Annotated in this window: 18 protein-coding genes and 1 pseudogene; 8 read left to right on the forward strand and 11 right to left on the reverse strand. The window is 43.8% G+C overall.

Annotated elements, in window-relative coordinates; genetic code table 11:
* Window positions 1-45 precede the first annotated feature (45 nt).
* The 5 genes from WDM69_RS02730 (at window position 46) to gspM (ending at window position 4,757) form a co-directional block, all read left to right on the forward strand.
* Window positions 46-612 (forward strand): nitroreductase, encoded by a 567-nt coding sequence (locus tag WDM69_RS02730; RefSeq protein WP_338755641.1) that lies wholly within the window; start codon window positions 46-48, stop codon window positions 610-612.
* Window positions 613-760: 148 nt separating this feature from the next.
* Window positions 761-1,993 (forward strand): NAD(P)H-dependent glycerol-3-phosphate dehydrogenase, encoded by a 1,233-nt coding sequence (locus tag WDM69_RS02735; RefSeq protein WP_338755642.1) that lies wholly within the window; start codon window positions 761-763, stop codon window positions 1,991-1,993.
* 200 nt (window positions 1,994-2,193) lie between these two features.
* Window positions 2,194-2,694, forward strand: a complete 501-nt coding sequence (sixA, locus tag WDM69_RS02740) for a phosphohistidine phosphatase SixA (protein WP_338755643.1) — start codon at window positions 2,194-2,196, stop codon at window positions 2,692-2,694.
* A gap of 35 nt (window positions 2,695-2,729) precedes the next feature.
* The gene (locus tag WDM69_RS02745) at window positions 2,730-4,175 is read left to right on the forward strand and encodes a type II secretion system protein GspL (RefSeq protein ID WP_078306128.1); all 1,446 of its coding nucleotides are present in this window, start codon (window positions 2,730-2,732) and stop codon (window positions 4,173-4,175) included.
* 51 nt (window positions 4,176-4,226) lie between these two features.
* A complete protein-coding gene (gspM, locus tag WDM69_RS02750) occupies window positions 4,227-4,757 on the forward strand; it encodes a type II secretion system protein GspM (protein WP_078306129.1) in 531 nt (176 codons plus the stop codon).
* A gap of 82 nt (window positions 4,758-4,839) precedes the next feature.
* On the opposite strand, the gene murB is transcribed toward gspM, so the two are convergent.
* The 3 genes from murB to ilvA form a co-directional block, all read right to left on the reverse strand.
* A complete protein-coding gene (murB, locus tag WDM69_RS02755; RefSeq protein ID WP_338755644.1) occupies window positions 4,840-5,889 on the reverse strand; it encodes a UDP-N-acetylmuramate dehydrogenase in 1,050 nt (349 codons plus the stop codon).
* Window positions 5,890-6,033: 144 nt separating this feature from the next.
* Window positions 6,034-6,447, reverse strand: coding sequence for an RNA-binding S4 domain-containing protein (locus WDM69_RS02760; protein WP_078306131.1), 414 nt, complete (start codon window positions 6,445-6,447; stop codon window positions 6,034-6,036).
* A gap of 108 nt (window positions 6,448-6,555) precedes the next feature.
* A complete protein-coding gene (gene ilvA / locus WDM69_RS02765; protein WP_078306132.1) occupies window positions 6,556-8,109 on the reverse strand; it encodes a threonine ammonia-lyase, biosynthetic in 1,554 nt (517 codons plus the stop codon).
* A 323-nt stretch (window positions 8,110-8,432) separates the two neighbouring features.
* Here ilvA and WDM69_RS02770 point away from each other — a divergent pair.
* The 3 genes and pseudogenes from WDM69_RS02770 to WDM69_RS02780 form a co-directional block, all read left to right on the forward strand.
* Window positions 8,433-9,302, forward strand: a pseudogene (locus tag WDM69_RS02770) (Mrp/NBP35 family ATP-binding protein); the annotation flags it as partial.
* 163 nt (window positions 9,303-9,465) lie between these two features.
* Window positions 9,466-10,041, forward strand: a complete 576-nt coding sequence (dcd, locus tag WDM69_RS02775; RefSeq protein ID WP_078306134.1) for a dCTP deaminase — start codon at window positions 9,466-9,468, stop codon at window positions 10,039-10,041.
* Between the two features lie 91 nt (window positions 10,042-10,132).
* Window positions 10,133-10,420 (forward strand): polyhydroxyalkanoic acid system family protein, encoded by a 288-nt coding sequence (locus WDM69_RS02780; protein WP_078306135.1) that lies wholly within the window; start codon window positions 10,133-10,135, stop codon window positions 10,418-10,420.
* A 132-nt stretch (window positions 10,421-10,552) separates the two neighbouring features.
* On the opposite strand, the gene WDM69_RS02785 is transcribed toward WDM69_RS02780, so the two are convergent.
* From WDM69_RS02785 to rsmD, 8 genes are all read right to left on the reverse strand, one after another.
* A complete protein-coding gene (locus WDM69_RS02785; RefSeq protein WP_078306136.1) occupies window positions 10,553-10,984 on the reverse strand; it encodes a ClpXP protease specificity-enhancing factor in 432 nt (143 codons plus the stop codon).
* Between the two features lie 55 nt (window positions 10,985-11,039).
* Window positions 11,040-11,657, reverse strand: a complete 618-nt coding sequence (locus WDM69_RS02790; RefSeq protein WP_078306137.1) for a glutathione S-transferase N-terminal domain-containing protein — start codon at window positions 11,655-11,657, stop codon at window positions 11,040-11,042.
* Between the two features lie 192 nt (window positions 11,658-11,849).
* Window positions 11,850-12,578: a cytochrome c1 gene (locus WDM69_RS02795; protein WP_078306138.1), complete on the reverse strand. Its 729-nt coding sequence runs from the start codon at window positions 12,576-12,578 to the stop codon at window positions 11,850-11,852.
* Window positions 12,578-13,810 carry a cytochrome b gene (locus WDM69_RS02800; protein WP_411350843.1) on the reverse strand — a complete coding sequence of 411 codons (1,233 nt, stop codon included), beginning with the start codon at window positions 13,808-13,810 and terminating at the stop codon, window positions 12,578-12,580. Before WDM69_RS02800 ends, WDM69_RS02795 begins: the two co-directional genes overlap by 1 nt.
* An 8-nt stretch (window positions 13,811-13,818) precedes the next feature.
* Window positions 13,819-14,403: a ubiquinol-cytochrome c reductase iron-sulfur subunit gene (gene petA, locus WDM69_RS02805; RefSeq protein ID WP_078306140.1), complete on the reverse strand. Its 585-nt coding sequence runs from the start codon at window positions 14,401-14,403 to the stop codon at window positions 13,819-13,821.
* 302 nt (window positions 14,404-14,705) lie between these two features.
* Window positions 14,706-15,092, reverse strand: a complete 387-nt coding sequence (rpsI, locus tag WDM69_RS02810) for a 30S ribosomal protein S9 (RefSeq protein ID WP_078306141.1) — start codon at window positions 15,090-15,092, stop codon at window positions 14,706-14,708.
* Window positions 15,093-15,103: 11 nt separating this feature from the next.
* The gene (rplM, locus tag WDM69_RS02815) at window positions 15,104-15,532 is read right to left on the reverse strand and encodes a 50S ribosomal protein L13 (RefSeq protein ID WP_078306142.1); all 429 of its coding nucleotides are present in this window, start codon (window positions 15,530-15,532) and stop codon (window positions 15,104-15,106) included.
* Window positions 15,533-15,686: 154 nt separating this feature from the next.
* The gene (gene rsmD, locus WDM69_RS02820; protein ID WP_078306143.1) at window positions 15,687-16,388 is read right to left on the reverse strand and encodes a 16S rRNA (guanine(966)-N(2))-methyltransferase RsmD; all 702 of its coding nucleotides are present in this window, start codon (window positions 16,386-16,388) and stop codon (window positions 15,687-15,689) included.
* Between the last annotated feature and the right edge of the window lie 65 nt (window positions 16,389-16,453).

Consider the following 16,453-nt stretch of genomic DNA (forward strand, 5'->3'; position numbering starts at 1 on the left):
AAAACATCGATTACCCAAAACATCACTTATCCAAAGGAACACCACATGCCAACCAGCACCGATATTTTAGACTTTATCAAATCTCGCCGTTCCATCGGCAATTTGATTGCCCCTGCACCCACTCGCAAACAAGTTGAGCAAGCCATTGAAGTTGCCATGTCTGCCCCTGACCATAAATCGCTCAATCCGTATCGTTTTGTTGTCCTAGAAGGCAATGCGTTAAAACAGTTTGGTGAAGCGTTAAAAACTGCTGCCATTGCTCAAGGACAAACCGATGAGATGAGTTTGAGCAAAACTGAAAATCTGCCCTTAAGAGCCCCCATGATAGTGGCGTGTGTTACCCGCTACCAAGACCATGAAAAAGTTCCGCATTGGGAGCAGTTAGCAGCGTGTGCCGCCAGTGTGCAAAATTTACTGCTTGCCTTTGATGCTCAAGGTTTTTCGACGGTATGGCGGACAGGATTGCTTGCCAATGAGCCAGCGGTTAAAGCATTTTTTGGTGTTGATGACATCAATCAAGTGGTGGGATTTGTTTATGTGGGAACGTATCAGGGTGATGTGCCAGAACGGACAGTGATTTTGGTAGATGATTTTGTTGAGTTTCGTCAATAACCATCATAAATTTGGTTTACAATATACCTTATGATGCTTTCTCATCGTCATCGTTATGTTGTTACTGTCATATTGCCACTGATGTTATAATCAATATCATTTCTGTTACAATCAATGTCATTGCTGTTAAGATTAAAAAGGGAATTGCATGAAAAAGCCACAATTGCCAACCAACTTAAGCGAGAATTTAGACAAGCTTGGCATCAATAAAGACAAAGCAAGCAAGCTTTTGGCGGAGATATTGGACATGCGAAAAAAAACCAAACTGCCAGTGGATATTGATAAAGAACAACCAAATGCCCAAACTGATGCCAGCAAACAGACAGCCAAACAGACGATGACCAGTCATGACCATGTTGCACCACTTCGATTGGTGTTTTTGGGTGGAGGCAGTTTTGGCACGGCAATGGCAAACATGGCAGCAAAAAATGGTTGCGACTCAACGTTATGGGTACGCAATAAACGCAGTGTCAAACAGATGCAAAAACACCGCATTAACAAAAAATATCTGCCTAATCATCAACTCGACGAGACGCTAAAGTTCAGCAATAACTTGGCAGAGAGTGTTAAGGACAAAGACATCATCTTTGTGGCAGTACCCAGCTCGGCGTTTAGAGAGATGCTACAAAATATTGCCCCACACATCACAGGGCAAGCGGTGGTGTCTTTAACCAAAGGCATGGAAAAAGACACCTTTGCGTTGATGAGCGACATCATCACCCAAGAGTTGCCCGAAGTGAGTTATGGGGTGATGAGTGGACCTAACCTTGCCAAAGAAATCATGGACAACATGCCATCAGGTACGGTCATCGCCAGTGAGTCAGAGCAGTTGCGTCATGCGGTACAGATGGCATTGCATTCGGCGTTTTTTCGGGTGTTTGCCAGTGATGACGTGCGTGGTGTGGAGTTGGGTGGGGCATTAAAAAATATCTATGCCATTGCCATGGGCATGGCAGCGACTTATGATGTGGGTGAAAACACCAAAGCCATGATTCTGACCCGTGCCTTGGCAGAGATGAGCCGATTTGGGGCACATATGGGGGCAAATCCGTTGACATTTTTGGGGTTATCTGGTGTTGGTGATTTATACGCCACTTGTGGTTCAGAATTAAGCCGTAACTTTCGTATTGGTAAGCTGTTGGCACAGGGGGTAAGTCTTGAAAATGCCATCAAAAAGTTGGGACAAACGGCTGAAGGTCTCAATACCATCGAGCAAGTTAATCAAAAAGCCAAAAAAGATGGCATCTATATGCCCATTACTCAAGCATTATATGCCGTGATTTATCAAGACCAAGCCCCCTTAGGGGTGGCATTACACTTAATGGAATCTGGCTTTAGAAGTGATGTGGAGTTTGTCATGCCACATAAGAACGTAAAGTAAAAGACAACGTGAAGTCAAGGAATGGACATACAAAGTGCTTTAACCAAAAAAGAATAAGAATAAGAAGCAGGGATAGACACTGTTGCATCAGCTGATTGACGGTAAAATTTACTAGGAAAAAGCAGTCATTTTTTTACACCCATTTTTTACACCCATTGAAGCGTTTTATGATTGGGTAACTCATAAATAAAGGCAAATCAATGAAAATCATCTTAATTCGCCACGGCGACGCAGGGGCATACACTCACCCAGACAGCGAGCGTCATTTGTCCGAACTTGGCAAATATCAAGCTGAGCAAACCGCTCATTGGCTGACCGACTATGGCAAAACATATGGCTTACCAACCTTATTTGTCTCAAGCCCTTATCACCGAGCCAAGCAAACATGTGACATCATCAGACAACCGTTTATCGATGCTTTTGCACAAATCAAAGCTCCCTTACAAATCATGGATAACATCACGCCTAATGACGATGCCAAAGTCGCTTTACAAACATTGTGCGATGTTTTTGGAACAAGTGAGAGTGAGCAAATGATTGTGGTGGTCTGTCATATGCCCATTGTTGCCAAATTGGTGGCATTGCTCACAGGCGATACGCCAGTCAGCTATGCCCTTGCTGAAGCCCGAGTGATTGACACGCCTGTGTTGGTAGAAGGACTTGGCAAGCAAACCGATGCCTTTATTCCCAAACAAGCCTAAATCAGACGCCCTAAATCAGTTCAGTGACCTTACCCATGATTACCCTATGGATACCCACGCTTTTTGATGCTGTTGCTATGGATAACAATCAATCCAACCAAACAGCCAGCCATGTTTATCTTTACCAAGAAAAACAAAATCAAGAAGAACAAACAGGTAAACTTGACCTGTGGCATGGCCATGCCAATTTATCAGCGGTTGCCAAAGACCACCCCAATGCTGATGTGTGCTTATACATACCGTCCACCAGCGTGTTGCAACTGCCTCAATGGTTAAGTAGCAAACGTTGCCAACAGTTGGGTGAATCAGGAATGCGGTATTTATTTGAAGAGATGACATTAACGCCTGTTGAACAGTTGCAGATTAAGTCATGGAGTGTGGGTAATTTACATCAGTTATTTGCCTTACCACAAGCTCAGATTGAGCAGTGGCAATACGCCACCGAACTGGTTGGATTAAAGCTTGTGGCGTTGTTGCCTGATTATCTGTTGCTGCCCATTCCTAAAATGGGACAGCGAAGTGTGTATCTGTATTTTGATAAGCAAACATTGTTGATGCGTCGCTCTGTGTCTCATGGTGGGGCGATTGGTTATCTGCCATTAATGGTACAACAGTGGTTGGCAAATCAAGATAATCAAGATAATGATGTGGCTGATGTTGATGATGACTTGCTGACATCGCATGTCAATCATTCAACACAACCCGACCATGTGAACGATGAACAATTAGACAATGTGTATGTCATCTCTTCTTCTGGGCTTATGGCATCTAATGACGATGATGCGACATGGCACACCACCGTAGAACAGATGGGCAACCGTCATGGCTGGCAAGAAGGCATCAGTCAACTGTTGCATCATGGCATTGCGGTGCATGGCAGCCAAGCGACATTAACCCCTGTGGCACAGCCCATTCAACATTCATTAAATTTTTACCACATCAAACGCACGTCCATCGCATCGCCTTATCTTAAGACTGCCATCATGGTGATGATGGTGGCATTGGCATTACAGTTGATGGTTGATGCCTTGCAAATTCAGCAATACAGTACCGCCAGTCAAGCCACCCAAACTGCCATTCGTGAGCAATACCAAGCATGGTATCCTAACGAACGACTCAACAACCGCACACAGTTACAAACTCAGTTATCGCCAAAACTTATCAATACCGCTGGACAAAATGATGCCACAAGCACACAAATGCAACAGATAAGTGCCTTATTAAGACAGTCTGATGTGGTGGCAAGCGTGCTAAATATGCAGCCAGAACAGATAGAAATGACTGTGCTTGCAAATAATCGCCAAAGTTTAGACACATTGGTGGCAAATTTACAACAAGCAGGTATGAATGCCAACTTAGGCACGGTAAGCAATGTTACGGTAAGCGATGCCACGGTGAATACCACCGCCCAAGCAAACACAACCGTGCCTGCTCCTAACAGCCAAGTACAAGGACAGTTGGTGGTAACGCTGGGGTCTTAAATGTGATGTTCACAGCATCTTTTTTTATTTTATGCAATGGCAATTTGATTTATGGCAAATTCAGCAGGAATCAGTAAACGACTTAAACCAAAATTTGACCTGACCAACACATGGTACGACTTAACCAACAAATGGCAACAGCTGTCCGCCCGTGACCGCATGGCGTTGATGGTGTTGTTGGCATTTTTATTGGTGATGATGTTGTTTGGGGCATGGACCTTACACACCAATGCCCAAGCCAGCCAGCAAGCTTATACCAATAAAGTCAATGATTATTTTTGGTTACGGTCGCAAGCAGGCAATCTAAAACCACAAGATGCCAGTCAACTGTTGCAAGATGGCGACTCTCAGCCGTTATCCACACAAGTATCGTCATTATTGAGCCATCATGGCATCATCAATCCTCAGGTAATGACAGCGGGTAATGGCGTACAACTGTCATTTGAACACCACAGCCAAGCCACCGTGTCGCAAGCCATCAGTCAATTACAGATGCAAGGGTACGTGTTTGATGCTCTACAAATCCGTCAAGACCCCAATACTCATGTTTTGCAGGTACAGGCAAACATATCAGCCCATTAACTATCTCAGCCCATTAACATTAAATAGTCATGATGGATAATAATGGATATTTGGCGGTGTTTGGGTTTATTGGGTTTAAGGTTTAATCGCTTATCCAAATGGGCTCTGGGTGTAAACTGATGCCGTACTTTGCCTTGACGGTACTAATGATTAAGTTTTGTGTGGCAGTGATGTCCGCTTGGCTGGCAGGTGGTTCATCAACTTTACTGTGATTGGTGAGTACCAGTGCTTGCTTATCATGGATTAATATTGGATAAATGCCTTTGCCTTTCAGACCAGCATGGTCAATCAACCATGCGGCAGGCACTTTAACCAACGATTCGTTAGAGTTGCTGGATTGAACGTGATGGCATGGTAGGTCAGGATAATATGACAGCAGATGTTTATAATCGGCTTGGCTGATGATGGGGTTTTGAAAAAAACTGCCACAGTTTGGCAAGATTTTTGGGTCAGGTAATTTGCTTTGGCGGATACTGATGACAGCATTCATGACATCTAAGGGAGTGGGCATGTCTTGAATGTGGTTGGCAACCGCTTTGACATCACCATAATCCACACAAACGTCAGTGGCATCTTTATGCAGCTGAAATCCTACACGGCTAATCAACCATGTGTTGGGATTTTGTTTAAATATGCTGTTGCGATAACCAAATTGACACGCCTTGTTATCTAAAGTGTGCCATTGACCACTGGGAATGTGATACGCACGCACATAAGTTAGGCAATCTTCGATTTGCACACCATATGCACCAATGTTTTGTACAGGGGCTGCTCCCACCAGACCGGGGATTAAAGCCAAATTTTCTAACCCATACCAGCCGTTTTGTGTGCATTGCACCACCAATTCATGCCAAGAATGCCCTGCCATGACTTCAATATCAACACCATACTCGCCGTCTTTTAGCGCATGAATGCCTGAAAACCTTGGTAAAATCACACTTTTTGTTAGGTGTTTGGGTAAGATGATGTTACTGCCACCAGATAACAGCAAAAACCCATTTGTGTCATCAGCCACTTGTGGCATGATGCTGGTGATGTCAGATTCTTGTTCTAAAACGATGAGTTTATCGGCAGTACATGCCAATGCCATGGTATTTCTTTTGCGTAAGTCTTGATGATAAAGAATCTGCATGATGATATTGATGGCTCGATAACGTGAAGATGAATTAAGGTAAAAAGAAATTAATGTAAAAAAGAAATTAAGGTAAAGATAAATGAAGATAAGTAAGGTGAATGTTAAGCGATGGTAAAATAAGATGGCGTTAACGTTGTGAATTTAATGGTGTGATTTTAACCGATGTAACTCACGGCGTTGTTTTTTGTTGGGTTTGCTGTCGGGTCTGGCAAGATTGGCAAGTTTTCTTTGTTCGGCATAAAAGGCACGCCGTGAGCGACTTTCGGCAGTCTCTTCATACAATGTTTGTGCGATACTGGCACTGCCACGCTGAGCCGATAAGGCTTGCACCACCACGGTTTTTTCGCTCATGGTGGTGGCAGAGCCTTGACGCACGGTGATTATATCGCCAATGCTGATTTCTTTGCTGGTCTTGACACGACCACCACCCATATGCACCTTGCCCCCTTCGATGGCTTTTTTGGCAAGGCTACGGGTACGAAAAAACCGAGCCGCCCACAGCCATTTGTCTATCCTTACTTTATCATCTGTGTTGCTGTTTGTGTTGTCGTTCATATGTTTGTTGGTCTGTCTGTTGGTTGATTATCGTATTTGCTCATTATTGTAAAGCAAGGAGTGTTATTTTAAAAACCGTTGTCTTAAAACATGTTATTTTAAAACTTGTTATTTTAAAAACAACTGATAACCCACATTATCATTGATGGGTTCACAGTCATAACCGATGTCATTTAACGCATCTTGCAGTTGTCTTGAGTTGTCTTGAGTGGCTTGCAAACCCACCAGTACTCGACCATCTGCTGCCCCATGATTGCGATAATGAAACAGGGTGATGTTAAAGTCACTGCCCAGTTTTTCTAAAAAATTTAACAATGCCCCTGGACGCTCTGGGAACAGCACTCGAAACAGCTGTTCATTGGCAACGTCAGCATGACCGCCAATCAGATAGCGAATGTGGGTTTTGGCAATTTCATCATCGGTCAAGTCATGTGCCAAATAGCCGTTATCTACCAACTGTTTTGCGATGGTTTGGCGTTCTTTTTCACCTTCTTTTAGGGCGATACCAACAAAGATGCTGGCAAGCTCGTTTGAATCTGGGGCATTGCTTGAGCGTACTCGATAGTTAAATTCAGTGATGTTGCGTCCATGTAAATTACGACAAAAGTTTAAAAACGCCCCTGTCTGTTCAGGAATGGTGACCGCAAATATGGCTTCTTTATTTTCACCAATTTCAGTACGCTCGGCAATGTAGCGTAAGCGGTCAAAGTTCATATTCGCACCACAGATGATGGCAACGCAGTTTTTGCCCTGTAATTGATGGGCTTGAATGTATTTTTTCATGCCAGCCACTGCCAATGCCCCAGCTGGTTCAACGATGCTACGGTTTTCTTCAAAAACATCTTTGATGGCAGCACACACTTCATCATTATTACAAGTTACCACATTGGGGTTAACAATGACCCCACTGCCATCACTTTTTGGCAATCTGACCAATTCAAATGGCAATTCACCAAGTTGAGCCACCGCCACGCCGTCAACGAACAACCCCACTTGTGGTAAGCGAATGCGTTCGCCTGTCTCCAAAGCAGCCTTTAGACAAGCGGCATCTTCTGGTTCAACGGCAATCACCTGCACATGGGGGGCAACCTCTCCTAAAAATGCCGCCACACCAGCCAGCAAACCACCGCCACCTGTGGCGATGAACACATAATCCATGTCTCGCCATTGTTGGTTAAGCTCCATGCCAATTGTCCCTTGACCTGCAATCACTTGAGCGTTGTCATAAGGCGGAATGAAGGTTAAGCCGTCCGCTTCACTGATGGCAATGGCATGGCGGTTGGCATCATCAAAGCTATCACCGTGTAGCACCACATTACCACCCAATGCTTTAACCGCATTGACTTTAATCTCAGGTGTGGTGGTTGGCATGACAATGACGTTGGGAATATTTAAATGTTTGGCAGAATATGCCACACCTTGAGCGTGGTTACCTGCTGACGCACAAATTACGCCACGTTGACGCTGTTCGTCCGTTAATTGGCTGATGCAGTTATACGCCCCACGCAGTTTAAAAGAAAAAACAGGTTGCAAATCTTCCCGTTTAAAGCGAATGTGATTATCATAACGCTGGCTTAGCTTGGGGGCGGTCTCAAGTGGTGTTTGAATGGCAACGTCATAGACGCTTGCTTGTAATATGGCTCGAACCCATTTTGATAACATCTTAAATTTCCTGCTAGGTGGATAGGTAACTATGGCTAAGTGGATAATGATGACAGACGATGATAACAGACTAAGACAGTCAATGAAAAGTAACAAAAAGGTCAATCATGTGTTTTTATGTGTGAACGTTTTTATGCTTTAAAATTGATAAGCTTTTAACATGAATGATAAGTATACTGTCAGCATAACATCAGTTACAATGGTCATGACACGATTCATGATCATGGTCAAAATCCTTAAATTCATATCATAAGGGGAATCTTATGGCATTTGGCTTTTTAAAATCTAAAAAAGACCCCCAGCAAGCTGATACAGTAGGCTTAGCTAACAGCAAAACCAAGCCAAAACTAGCAACAAAAGCCACTTCAGCACCTAAACAAAGCGATTTACAAGCACACCCACGCATTCGTCATATTGTGGCAGTGGCTTCAGGTAAAGGCGGTGTGGGCAAATCCACCACCACCGTTAATTTAGCATTGGCACTACAGAAGATGGGGCATCGAGTGGGGGTGTTAGATGCGGACATTTATGGGCCTTCTATCCCAACCATGCTTGGTATCGAGGGGATTAACCCTGACATCGAAAACGAGCAATTTGTTCCCATAAATGCTCATGGTTTGGCAACATTATCCATTGGCAGTTTATTGGACAGCGACACCACCCCAGTTGCTTGGCGTGGACCAAAAGCCACAGGGGCATTGATGCAACTGTTTCATCAAACCAATTGGCCAAACCTTGATTACCTATTGATTGACTTACCACCTGGAACAGGTGATATCCAGCTGACATTGGCACAACGCATTCCTGTGACTGCTTCCATAATTGTAACCACACCCCAACATGTGGCATTAATGGACGCACAAAAAGGCATTGAGCTGTTTCATAAAACCGACATTGCTGTGCTGGGGCTGGTTGAAAACATGGCACTGCACACCTGTGGTCAATGTGGGCATACCGAAGCAATCTTTGGTCAAGGCGGTGGTGAGCAGATTGTCAATCAGTACGGTGTGCCATTACTTGGGCAACTGCCTTTAGCCAGTGGCATTCGTGAGCAGGCAGATAAAGGGTTACCAAGCGTCATCGCCAATAATGGGGCAGGAGATGACTTTGCTGTGTTTTATATGGACATTGCCAAAGCAGTGGACAATGGCATTGGACAATATGCCAAACAAGCGACAGCACGCATTTTTTGATAAGCATGTTGGTCTGCCAATAATAAAACCACAAGACAGCGTTAGGCTCATTTACCGCACTGTTTGTATGCCTTAACTTGTCTGTCTTATCTCGATTTTATTTTTATTCGACGATATAATAGCGACTTTGTAAGTAAAACTTGTAAAAAATCAAGGGTACATTATGTCAATCAAATCTGACCGATGGATACAACAAATGGCAAGCAGGCATGGCATGATTGAGCCATTTGAAGCAGAGCAAGTGCGATTTAATGACACAGGGGATAAGCTCATCAGTTATGGCACATCCAGTTATGGCTATGATGTCCGTTGTGCCCGTGAGTTCAAAGTATTTACAAACGTACATTCTGCCATTGTTGACCCAAAAAACTTTGACCCTAATAGTTTTATTGACATTGTGGGCGATGAATGTATCATTCCTCCCAATTCATTTGCCTTGGCTCGTACCATGGAATATTTTCGAATTCCTCGTGATGTATTGACCATTTGTCTTGGTAAATCTACCTACGCACGCTGTGGCATTATCGTCAATGTTACTCCGCTTGAGCCAGAATGGGAAGGGCATGTTACCCTAGAATTTAGCAACACCACCAACCTACCTGCTCGCATCTATGCAGGAGAAGGTGTGGCACAGATGCTGTTTTTTCAAAGTGATGCTGATGATGTGTGCCAAATCAGCTATAAAGACCGTGGTGGTAAATATCAAGGTCAGACAGGGGTAACGTTACCAAGAGCTTGACCGCTTAATTTTTGCATCACCTGTTTTCATCAACTGCTTGAATAAACCGCTTTAACAAACCGCTTTAACAAAACATTGGGAGTGGCCACAAATGGCAGACATCGAAATTGAAAGGCAGCATAACATGGATTTAGCCACGGCACGCCATCAAGCCAAACAATGGCTCAAACAAGCCTGTGATGAATATGGCTTGGACGTGGATTATGTGGAAGGAGACAGCCAAGATACCGCCAGCATCAGCCGTAGTGGCATTGCTGGTCATGCGGTATTAGATGAGCAAAAAATCCGCTTTAAAGCCGAATTGGGCTTTGCCGCCAGATTGCTCAAAGGCAAGATAAAGCAAGAACTGGAAAATGGCTTAGATGAGTTTTTTGTGTGATGGCCGTTGCTGCCTTTAATAAAACCTTACTAAAACCACCTTTAATAAGAGCCACCTTTTTGCTGGCTCTTTTTGTAGAGATTGACTTTAATCATTTATTTTTAACTGTGCTGTTTCGTTAAATGATGTTGTTTACTTTAATATCTTTAACCCTGCTTTATTTTCTCGTTTTGGTTTGGGCGTGGCAGATTTATCCGTCTTAGGCGAATTATCCAAGCTTGGGTCATAATCATCATACTCAGTAGGGTCAAAGAACATGCCTTGCTGATTTTCTTTGGCATAAATGCCCATGACTGCTTGCATGGGTATCCATATCTCTCGTGATGCTCCAGCAAAACGTGCATTAAAATGAATGTAGTCATTATCCATACGCATATTGCCAACTGCTTGGCTGGCAATGTTTAGCACAATGCGGTCATCACGGACGTGTTCAGTAGGCACTTGCACATTATCATGGCTGGTGTCCACCATGATATGCGGTGTCAACAAATTGTCTTCTAACCATTGATAAATGGCTCTGACCATATAAGGGCGAGTGGGGGTTAAGGTGGTTTCGTCATTCATCTGTATGTTCTCCTGTTATCCATTTTAAAGATGTTGGTTTTAAATATGTTAACAATCAATAAACCAAACTGGCAACAAACGCAGGTTCAGTGAACAGTCGTTGCTGATAAGCAAGCAAAGGTTTTACCAAAACGTTGGGTAACTTTAGCTGATGCTCTTTTAGTTGCCACAGCATGGGGGCAAGCAGCACATCACACCAGCCCAAACTGTCAGATAAAAAATAAGGCTGATGAGCAAATAGGGGGGACAAAGTGACTAAAGAGTCGCTCAGCTCTTTTTTGACCGTATCAAATTGTTTGGCATCAAAGCTATCTGGATGTCGTAGAATGTGTCTGGCTAGCCCCAACCAGTCTTTTTGTATACGCCATGCCAATTGTCTGACTTGGGCCCGTTGCTGAGCAGAGTAAGGCAATAATTTTGGCTGCACATATCGCTCTTCTAAATACTCAAATATCACCGTCAGCTCATAAAAAGTAAATTGTCCATGTATCAATGTCGGTAATGTGCCATAAGGGTTGAGCTGAATTAAGTCTTCGGGGCGTTCACTTTTTAGGTAGCTGTGGCCATACTCCACATTTTTAATGGCAAGCAGATAGCGTACCACATGACTGTCATAACCGTCATCACCGTATAATAATAAATGATTTTTGCTCATTGACTTGGCTTGTGACATGACCGCTCTCAAAGTTAGGCATATTCTGCCATGATAGCAAAGCTTGCCATCACTGGTAAAGATGATGGTCAATCGTTTTGCCAATAAAAGTCAATCGTTTTGCCAATAAAAAAAGGAGCATTCAACTCAATGCTCCTTTTTATCTGATTGATTTTATCTGGCTGAAGTCATCACCTGGCAAACAGCAGGCACTTATTTAACGTCTTTCCAAAATTCTTTATTGAGCAGATAAACAGGGATTAACAACACCAATAAGAACAGCAGAACAAACGCACCGATGATTTTACGATCATGACGGACAGGCTCACCCATCCATGCCATAAAGTTGACCAAATCACCCACTCGTGAGCGATATTCTTCTTGACCAAGCTCTTGCTCTAGATTATGTAGCACATGTGGCATGGCAGCATTGGGCAATACCAAGTTGTTTGCTCCCCAAGGACGGCTAGGGTCTTCATAGAAGCTCAATAGGTAGGTATAAACCCAATCATCACCCCTTAGGCGATTTTCTAACGATAAGTCTGGTGGCGGTGCTCCAAACCAATCCGACTGTAACTCTGGGTCAATGCCAGCGGTGATGTGATTACCAATCTGGTCAGTGGTAACCATTAAGTATTTTTCTACCAGCTCTGGCGGAATCTCTAAGTCTTTGGCGATGCGTGAATGACGCACATATTGAGCGGTATGACACCCAGCACAATAGTTCATAAACATGGTTGCACCACGTTGTAGCGAGCCTTTGTTTTCAAAGTTAATGGGTGCTTTGCTACACTCTAAGATTTCTTCATGACCATCGGCACTTTTGAATGTGCCACAACCATGACCACCCCCTGCTTGAGCAGGCACAGATGCCATACCCAATGCCACCGCCACACTGACAGACAAACCAAGACCAGATAATGATTGAATGACCGTTTTCATTAGTGACCTCCAGTGACACGTTCAGGTGGTTGTTTACACTTCTCAATGGCGGTATAAATCGGCATTAACAAGAAGAACAAGAAATACAAGACAGTACAGACTCGAGCCACCAAGGTTGCTGTTGGTGTTGCAGAGGTTGCACCCAAATAGCCCAATATCAAAAAGCTGATGGTAAACACCGCCAACGCAATCTTAGACAGTGTGCCTTTATAACGGATTGAACGAACAGGTGAGCGGTCAAGCCAGGGTAATACAAACAAGATGGCAATTGATGCCCCCATGACAATCACCCCTGGTAAGGCTGAGCCAAACATGGACGGTGTGGCACGTAACATGGCATAAAATGGTGTGTAATACCAAACAGGGGCAATGTGTTCTGGGGTTTTAAGAGGATTGGCGACCTCAAAGTTTGGTGGCTCAAGGAAATAACCGCCTCCTTCTGGGAAGAAAAACACCACTGAGAAGAACACCATAAAGAACACCACGATACCCACCAAATCATGCACGGTGTAATAGGGGTGAAATGGCACACCGTCAAGTGGTACGCCGTTTTTGTCTTTGAGTTTTTTGATGTCAATGCCATCAGGGTTGTTTGATCCAACATGGTGTAGTGCCACCAAATGAACAAACACCAAAGCCACCAAAATTAATGGAATGGCAACCACATGCAAAGCAAAGAAACGGTTTAGGGTAATGCCAGAGATGATGTAGTCACCTTTGACCCATTCGCCCAGTGCATCACCAATAAAAGGAATGGCAGCAGGCAAATTTAAGATGACTTGAGCACCCCAAAATGACATGTTACCCCAAGGCAATAGATAGCCGAAAAAACCCTCTGCCATCAGGCACAGATAAATCGCCATGCCAATAAGCCAAATCAGCTCACGAGGCTTCTTATAAGAGCCATAGAGCAGACCACGGAACATGTGCAAATAGACCACCACAAAAAAAGCAGATGCCCCAGTGGAGTGCATGTAGCGAATAAGCCAGCCTCCTTTGACATCACGCATGATATACTCAACAGATGCAAACGCACCTTCAGCACTGGGGTTAAACATCATGGTTAACCAAATACCAGTTACCAGTTGGTTGACCAGTACCACCATGGACAACACACCAAAAAAGTACCAAAAATTAAAGTTCTTTGGTGCATAGTACTTTGACATGTGGTATTCATAGGTTTCAGTTGCAGGAAATCTGGCGTCCACCCATTGCATTAATTTTTTACCCATACTCATGACTATGCCTCTCCAACTGTCAAAATAGTGCCATTTATGCTGTACTCAGGAATTGGCAAGTTGATTGGTGCAGGGACACCTTTATAAACACGTCCAGCCAAATCATACAAAGAACCGTGACAAGGGCAAAAAAATCCACCGAACCAGCTGTCGCCACCTAAGTCAGCCGCACCCACTTCTGGGCGGTAGCTGGGGGCACAGCCCAAATGCGTACACACCCCCTCCACCACCAAAATATCAGGCTCACGTGAGCGAGTGTCATTCTTGCAGTATTCAGGTTGAACGGACTGGTCAGATTGTGGATCGCTGAGTTGTGGTAAGACTTTTTCTAGATTGGCAATCATCTCGTCTGTGCGTTTAACCACAAAGATGGGTTTGCCACGATATTTGACAACCACCATTTGTCCATTCTCAATCGAGCTGATATCTTGGGTGACAGCAGCACCAGCGGCCTCTGCTTTAGCACTAGGATACCAAGAGCGAACAAAAGGGGTCGCCACAGCAGCCACTCCAACCGCCCCAATAGCAGCAGTCGAAGCGATTAAAACTCGGCGACGTTTGACATTCACACCTTCGGCATGGCTCATTAAAACTTCCTCCAGTTAATGATTCAGGGATATAATCCCTTACTGGGTTTGTGGCAATGATGATTGATGGCTACTATAAGCCAAAAGCAAAAAAATTACCACCCCATATCCTGTCAAATCAATACTGTACAAAAATCAATCAGCATCGTACAAAACAGTCAATGATTAGGATATGTCTATGCCCATTTTGCTAATTGTTGCTATTTTAAGCTATTTTTGCAAAGAAATAAATCACCAAGGCAAATAAAAACCCCTGAGTCTTCAGGGGTTTAAAAAAAGATGGCAAATAAAACAAAAATCGATTAACGTTTTGAGAATTGTGGGCGTTTGCGTGCTTTACGTAGACCCAATTTTTTACGCTCAACCTGACGGTCATCACGAGTAACAAAGCCAGCTTTACGTAAGTCTGATTTTAGCTCTGGGTCAAACTCAATCAAAGCGCGAGTGATGCCATGGCGGATAGCACCTGCTTGACCGTTGTTACCACCACCTTTGACCGTGATGTATAGGTCATATTTATCAGTGGCATTTAATAGCTCAAGCGGCTGACGCACCACCATGCGAGAAGTTTCACGACCGAAGTATTCGTCTAGTGGTTTGCCATTAACGATTATCTCACCACTGCCTTGTGATAAAAAGACACGAGCGGTTGAAGTTTTACGACGACCTGTTCCGTAGTAACGTTCCATGAGTGTCTCCTTTAGATGTCAAGTGGTTGTGGCTGTTGGGCAGTGTGTGGATGTTCGTTGCCAGCATACAGCTTAAGCTTTTTAATCATGGCATAGCCTAAAGGACCTTTTGGCAACATGCCTTTGACTGCTTTATGCAAGACATCTTCAGGCTTGTGAGCAATCAGTTTAGTAAAGTTGGTTTCTTTGATGCCACCAGGATAGCCACTGTGACGATAGTATTTTTTGTCTTCGGCTTTTTTGCCAGTGACGGCAATTTTGTCAGCGTTGATAACAACGATGAAGTCGCCAGTATCGACATGGGGGGTATAAGAAGGCTTATGCTTACCACGTAGGCGATGAGCAATTTGGCTTGCCAAGCGGCCTAGGGTTTTGCCTTCGGCATCCACAACATACCAGTCGTGGGTGACTTCAGCGGGTTTGGCACTGAGTGTTTTCATGTTAAAGACCTTAAAATGAGTCGTTGAGAGAATGTCTTGGGGAAACGAAGGCTCTCAAAAAACAGACTGCACATTATACGAATTGCTTGGGGTGAATGCAAGACATGATTTGCTGATTGTTGGGATATTTTGTTTTATATTGATGTCATCAAGCTTATTTGATGCTTATCAAGTAAGCAAAAATTTGCCCTATTTTTTTATGTTTCATGATTTGCAACTGGTTAGCTTGTTGCCAACTTGACATCACTTGCTCTAAGGGACTATTGGCTTCAAGGTAAATAAGGCTATTTTTTTGTAAGCATTTTTGTTCAATCAATAAGTCAAGTAGGATTTGCCATAAATTCAAAGAATAAGGGGGGTCGATAAAGACAAGGTCAAATTGGTGGGGGAGAGCGGTTGTCAGTGCGTGTTGGGCAGTGGCATTGATTACCGTGACTTTGTCATTATCTAAGGTCAGTTGGGAGATGGTACGTTGTAATTGTGTGTTTTGTGTTGGGTTTGGCTCAATAAAGGTAACGTGTTTTGCACCACGAGATAAGGCTTCAAACCCTAAAATGCCACTGCCTGCACACATGTCAAGAACGTTGGCATCATTTAGATGACCCATTAACCAGTTAAATAACGTTTCTCGCAAGCGGTCTGGTGTGGGTCTGAGTCCATCAGCAGAGACAAACTGAATCTGACGGCTTTTAAATTGTCCTCCGATGATGCGAACTTTATTGCTGTTTCTGCTATTACTGTTATTGTTCGTTTTGCTTATTCTGTGGTGAGTGTCGATTTTTGGTGGTTGTCTGCTGTTGTTCGTATGGCTGTGCTTTGTATGACTGTGTACAGACTTTTTAGGGCGTTTTAGCATGTCATTGATTCGCTGTTGGGTGTTTTTTTATTTTTGTCATTTCTGTGGTTGGTGTGATTTTTTAC

It is taken from the genome of Lwoffella lincolnii (genome assembly GCF_037201985.1).
Lineage (GTDB): Bacteria > Pseudomonadota > Gammaproteobacteria > Pseudomonadales > Moraxellaceae > Psychrobacter > Psychrobacter lincolnii.

What these genes read in the sequence shown, in the direction of transcription:
- rpsI (WP_078306141.1), bottom strand. Translation starts at nt 15,092, where the DNA reads ATGGAACGTTACTACGGAACAGGTCGTCGTAAAACTTCAACCGCTCGT.
- petA (WP_078306140.1), bottom strand. Translation starts at nt 14,403, where the DNA reads ATGAGCCATGCCGAAGGTGTGAATGTCAAACGTCGCCGAGTTTTAATC.
- WDM69_RS02790 (WP_078306137.1), bottom strand. Translation starts at nt 11,657, where the DNA reads ATGTCACAAGCCAAGTCAATGAGCAAAAATCATTTATTATTATACGGT.
- murB (WP_338755644.1), bottom strand. Translation starts at nt 5,889, where the DNA reads ATGCAGATTCTTTATCATCAAGACTTACGCAAAAGAAATACCATGGCA.
- WDM69_RS02745 (WP_078306128.1), top strand. Translation starts at nt 2,730, where the DNA reads ATGATTACCCTATGGATACCCACGCTTTTTGATGCTGTTGCTATGGAT.
- rplM (WP_078306142.1), bottom strand. Translation starts at nt 15,532, where the DNA reads ATGAAAACACTCAGTGCCAAACCCGCTGAAGTCACCCACGACTGGTAT.
- rsmD (WP_078306143.1), bottom strand. Translation starts at nt 16,388, where the DNA reads ATGCTAAAACGCCCTAAAAAGTCTGTACACAGTCATACAAAGCACAGC.
- ilvA (WP_078306132.1), bottom strand. Translation starts at nt 8,109, where the DNA reads ATGTTATCAAAATGGGTTCGAGCCATATTACAAGCAAGCGTCTATGAC.
- WDM69_RS02795 (WP_078306138.1), bottom strand. Translation starts at nt 12,578, where the DNA reads ATGAAAACGGTCATTCAATCATTATCTGGTCTTGGTTTGTCTGTCAGT.
- WDM69_RS02800 (WP_411350843.1), bottom strand. Translation starts at nt 13,810, where the DNA reads ATGGGTAAAAAATTAATGCAATGGGTGGACGCCAGATTTCCTGCAACT.
- WDM69_RS02785 (WP_078306136.1), bottom strand. Translation starts at nt 10,984, where the DNA reads ATGAATGACGAAACCACCTTAACCCCCACTCGCCCTTATATGGTCAGA.
- WDM69_RS02780 (WP_078306135.1), top strand. Translation starts at nt 10,133, where the DNA reads ATGGCAGACATCGAAATTGAAAGGCAGCATAACATGGATTTAGCCACG.
- gspM (WP_078306129.1), top strand. Translation starts at nt 4,227, where the DNA reads ATGGCAAATTCAGCAGGAATCAGTAAACGACTTAAACCAAAATTTGAC.
- WDM69_RS02735 (WP_338755642.1), top strand. Translation starts at nt 761, where the DNA reads ATGAAAAAGCCACAATTGCCAACCAACTTAAGCGAGAATTTAGACAAG.
- sixA (WP_338755643.1), top strand. Translation starts at nt 2,194, where the DNA reads ATGAAAATCATCTTAATTCGCCACGGCGACGCAGGGGCATACACTCAC.
- WDM69_RS02730 (WP_338755641.1), top strand. Translation starts at nt 46, where the DNA reads ATGCCAACCAGCACCGATATTTTAGACTTTATCAAATCTCGCCGTTCC.
- WDM69_RS02760 (WP_078306131.1), bottom strand. Translation starts at nt 6,447, where the DNA reads ATGAACGACAACACAAACAGCAACACAGATGATAAAGTAAGGATAGAC.
- dcd (WP_078306134.1), top strand. Translation starts at nt 9,466, where the DNA reads ATGTCAATCAAATCTGACCGATGGATACAACAAATGGCAAGCAGGCAT.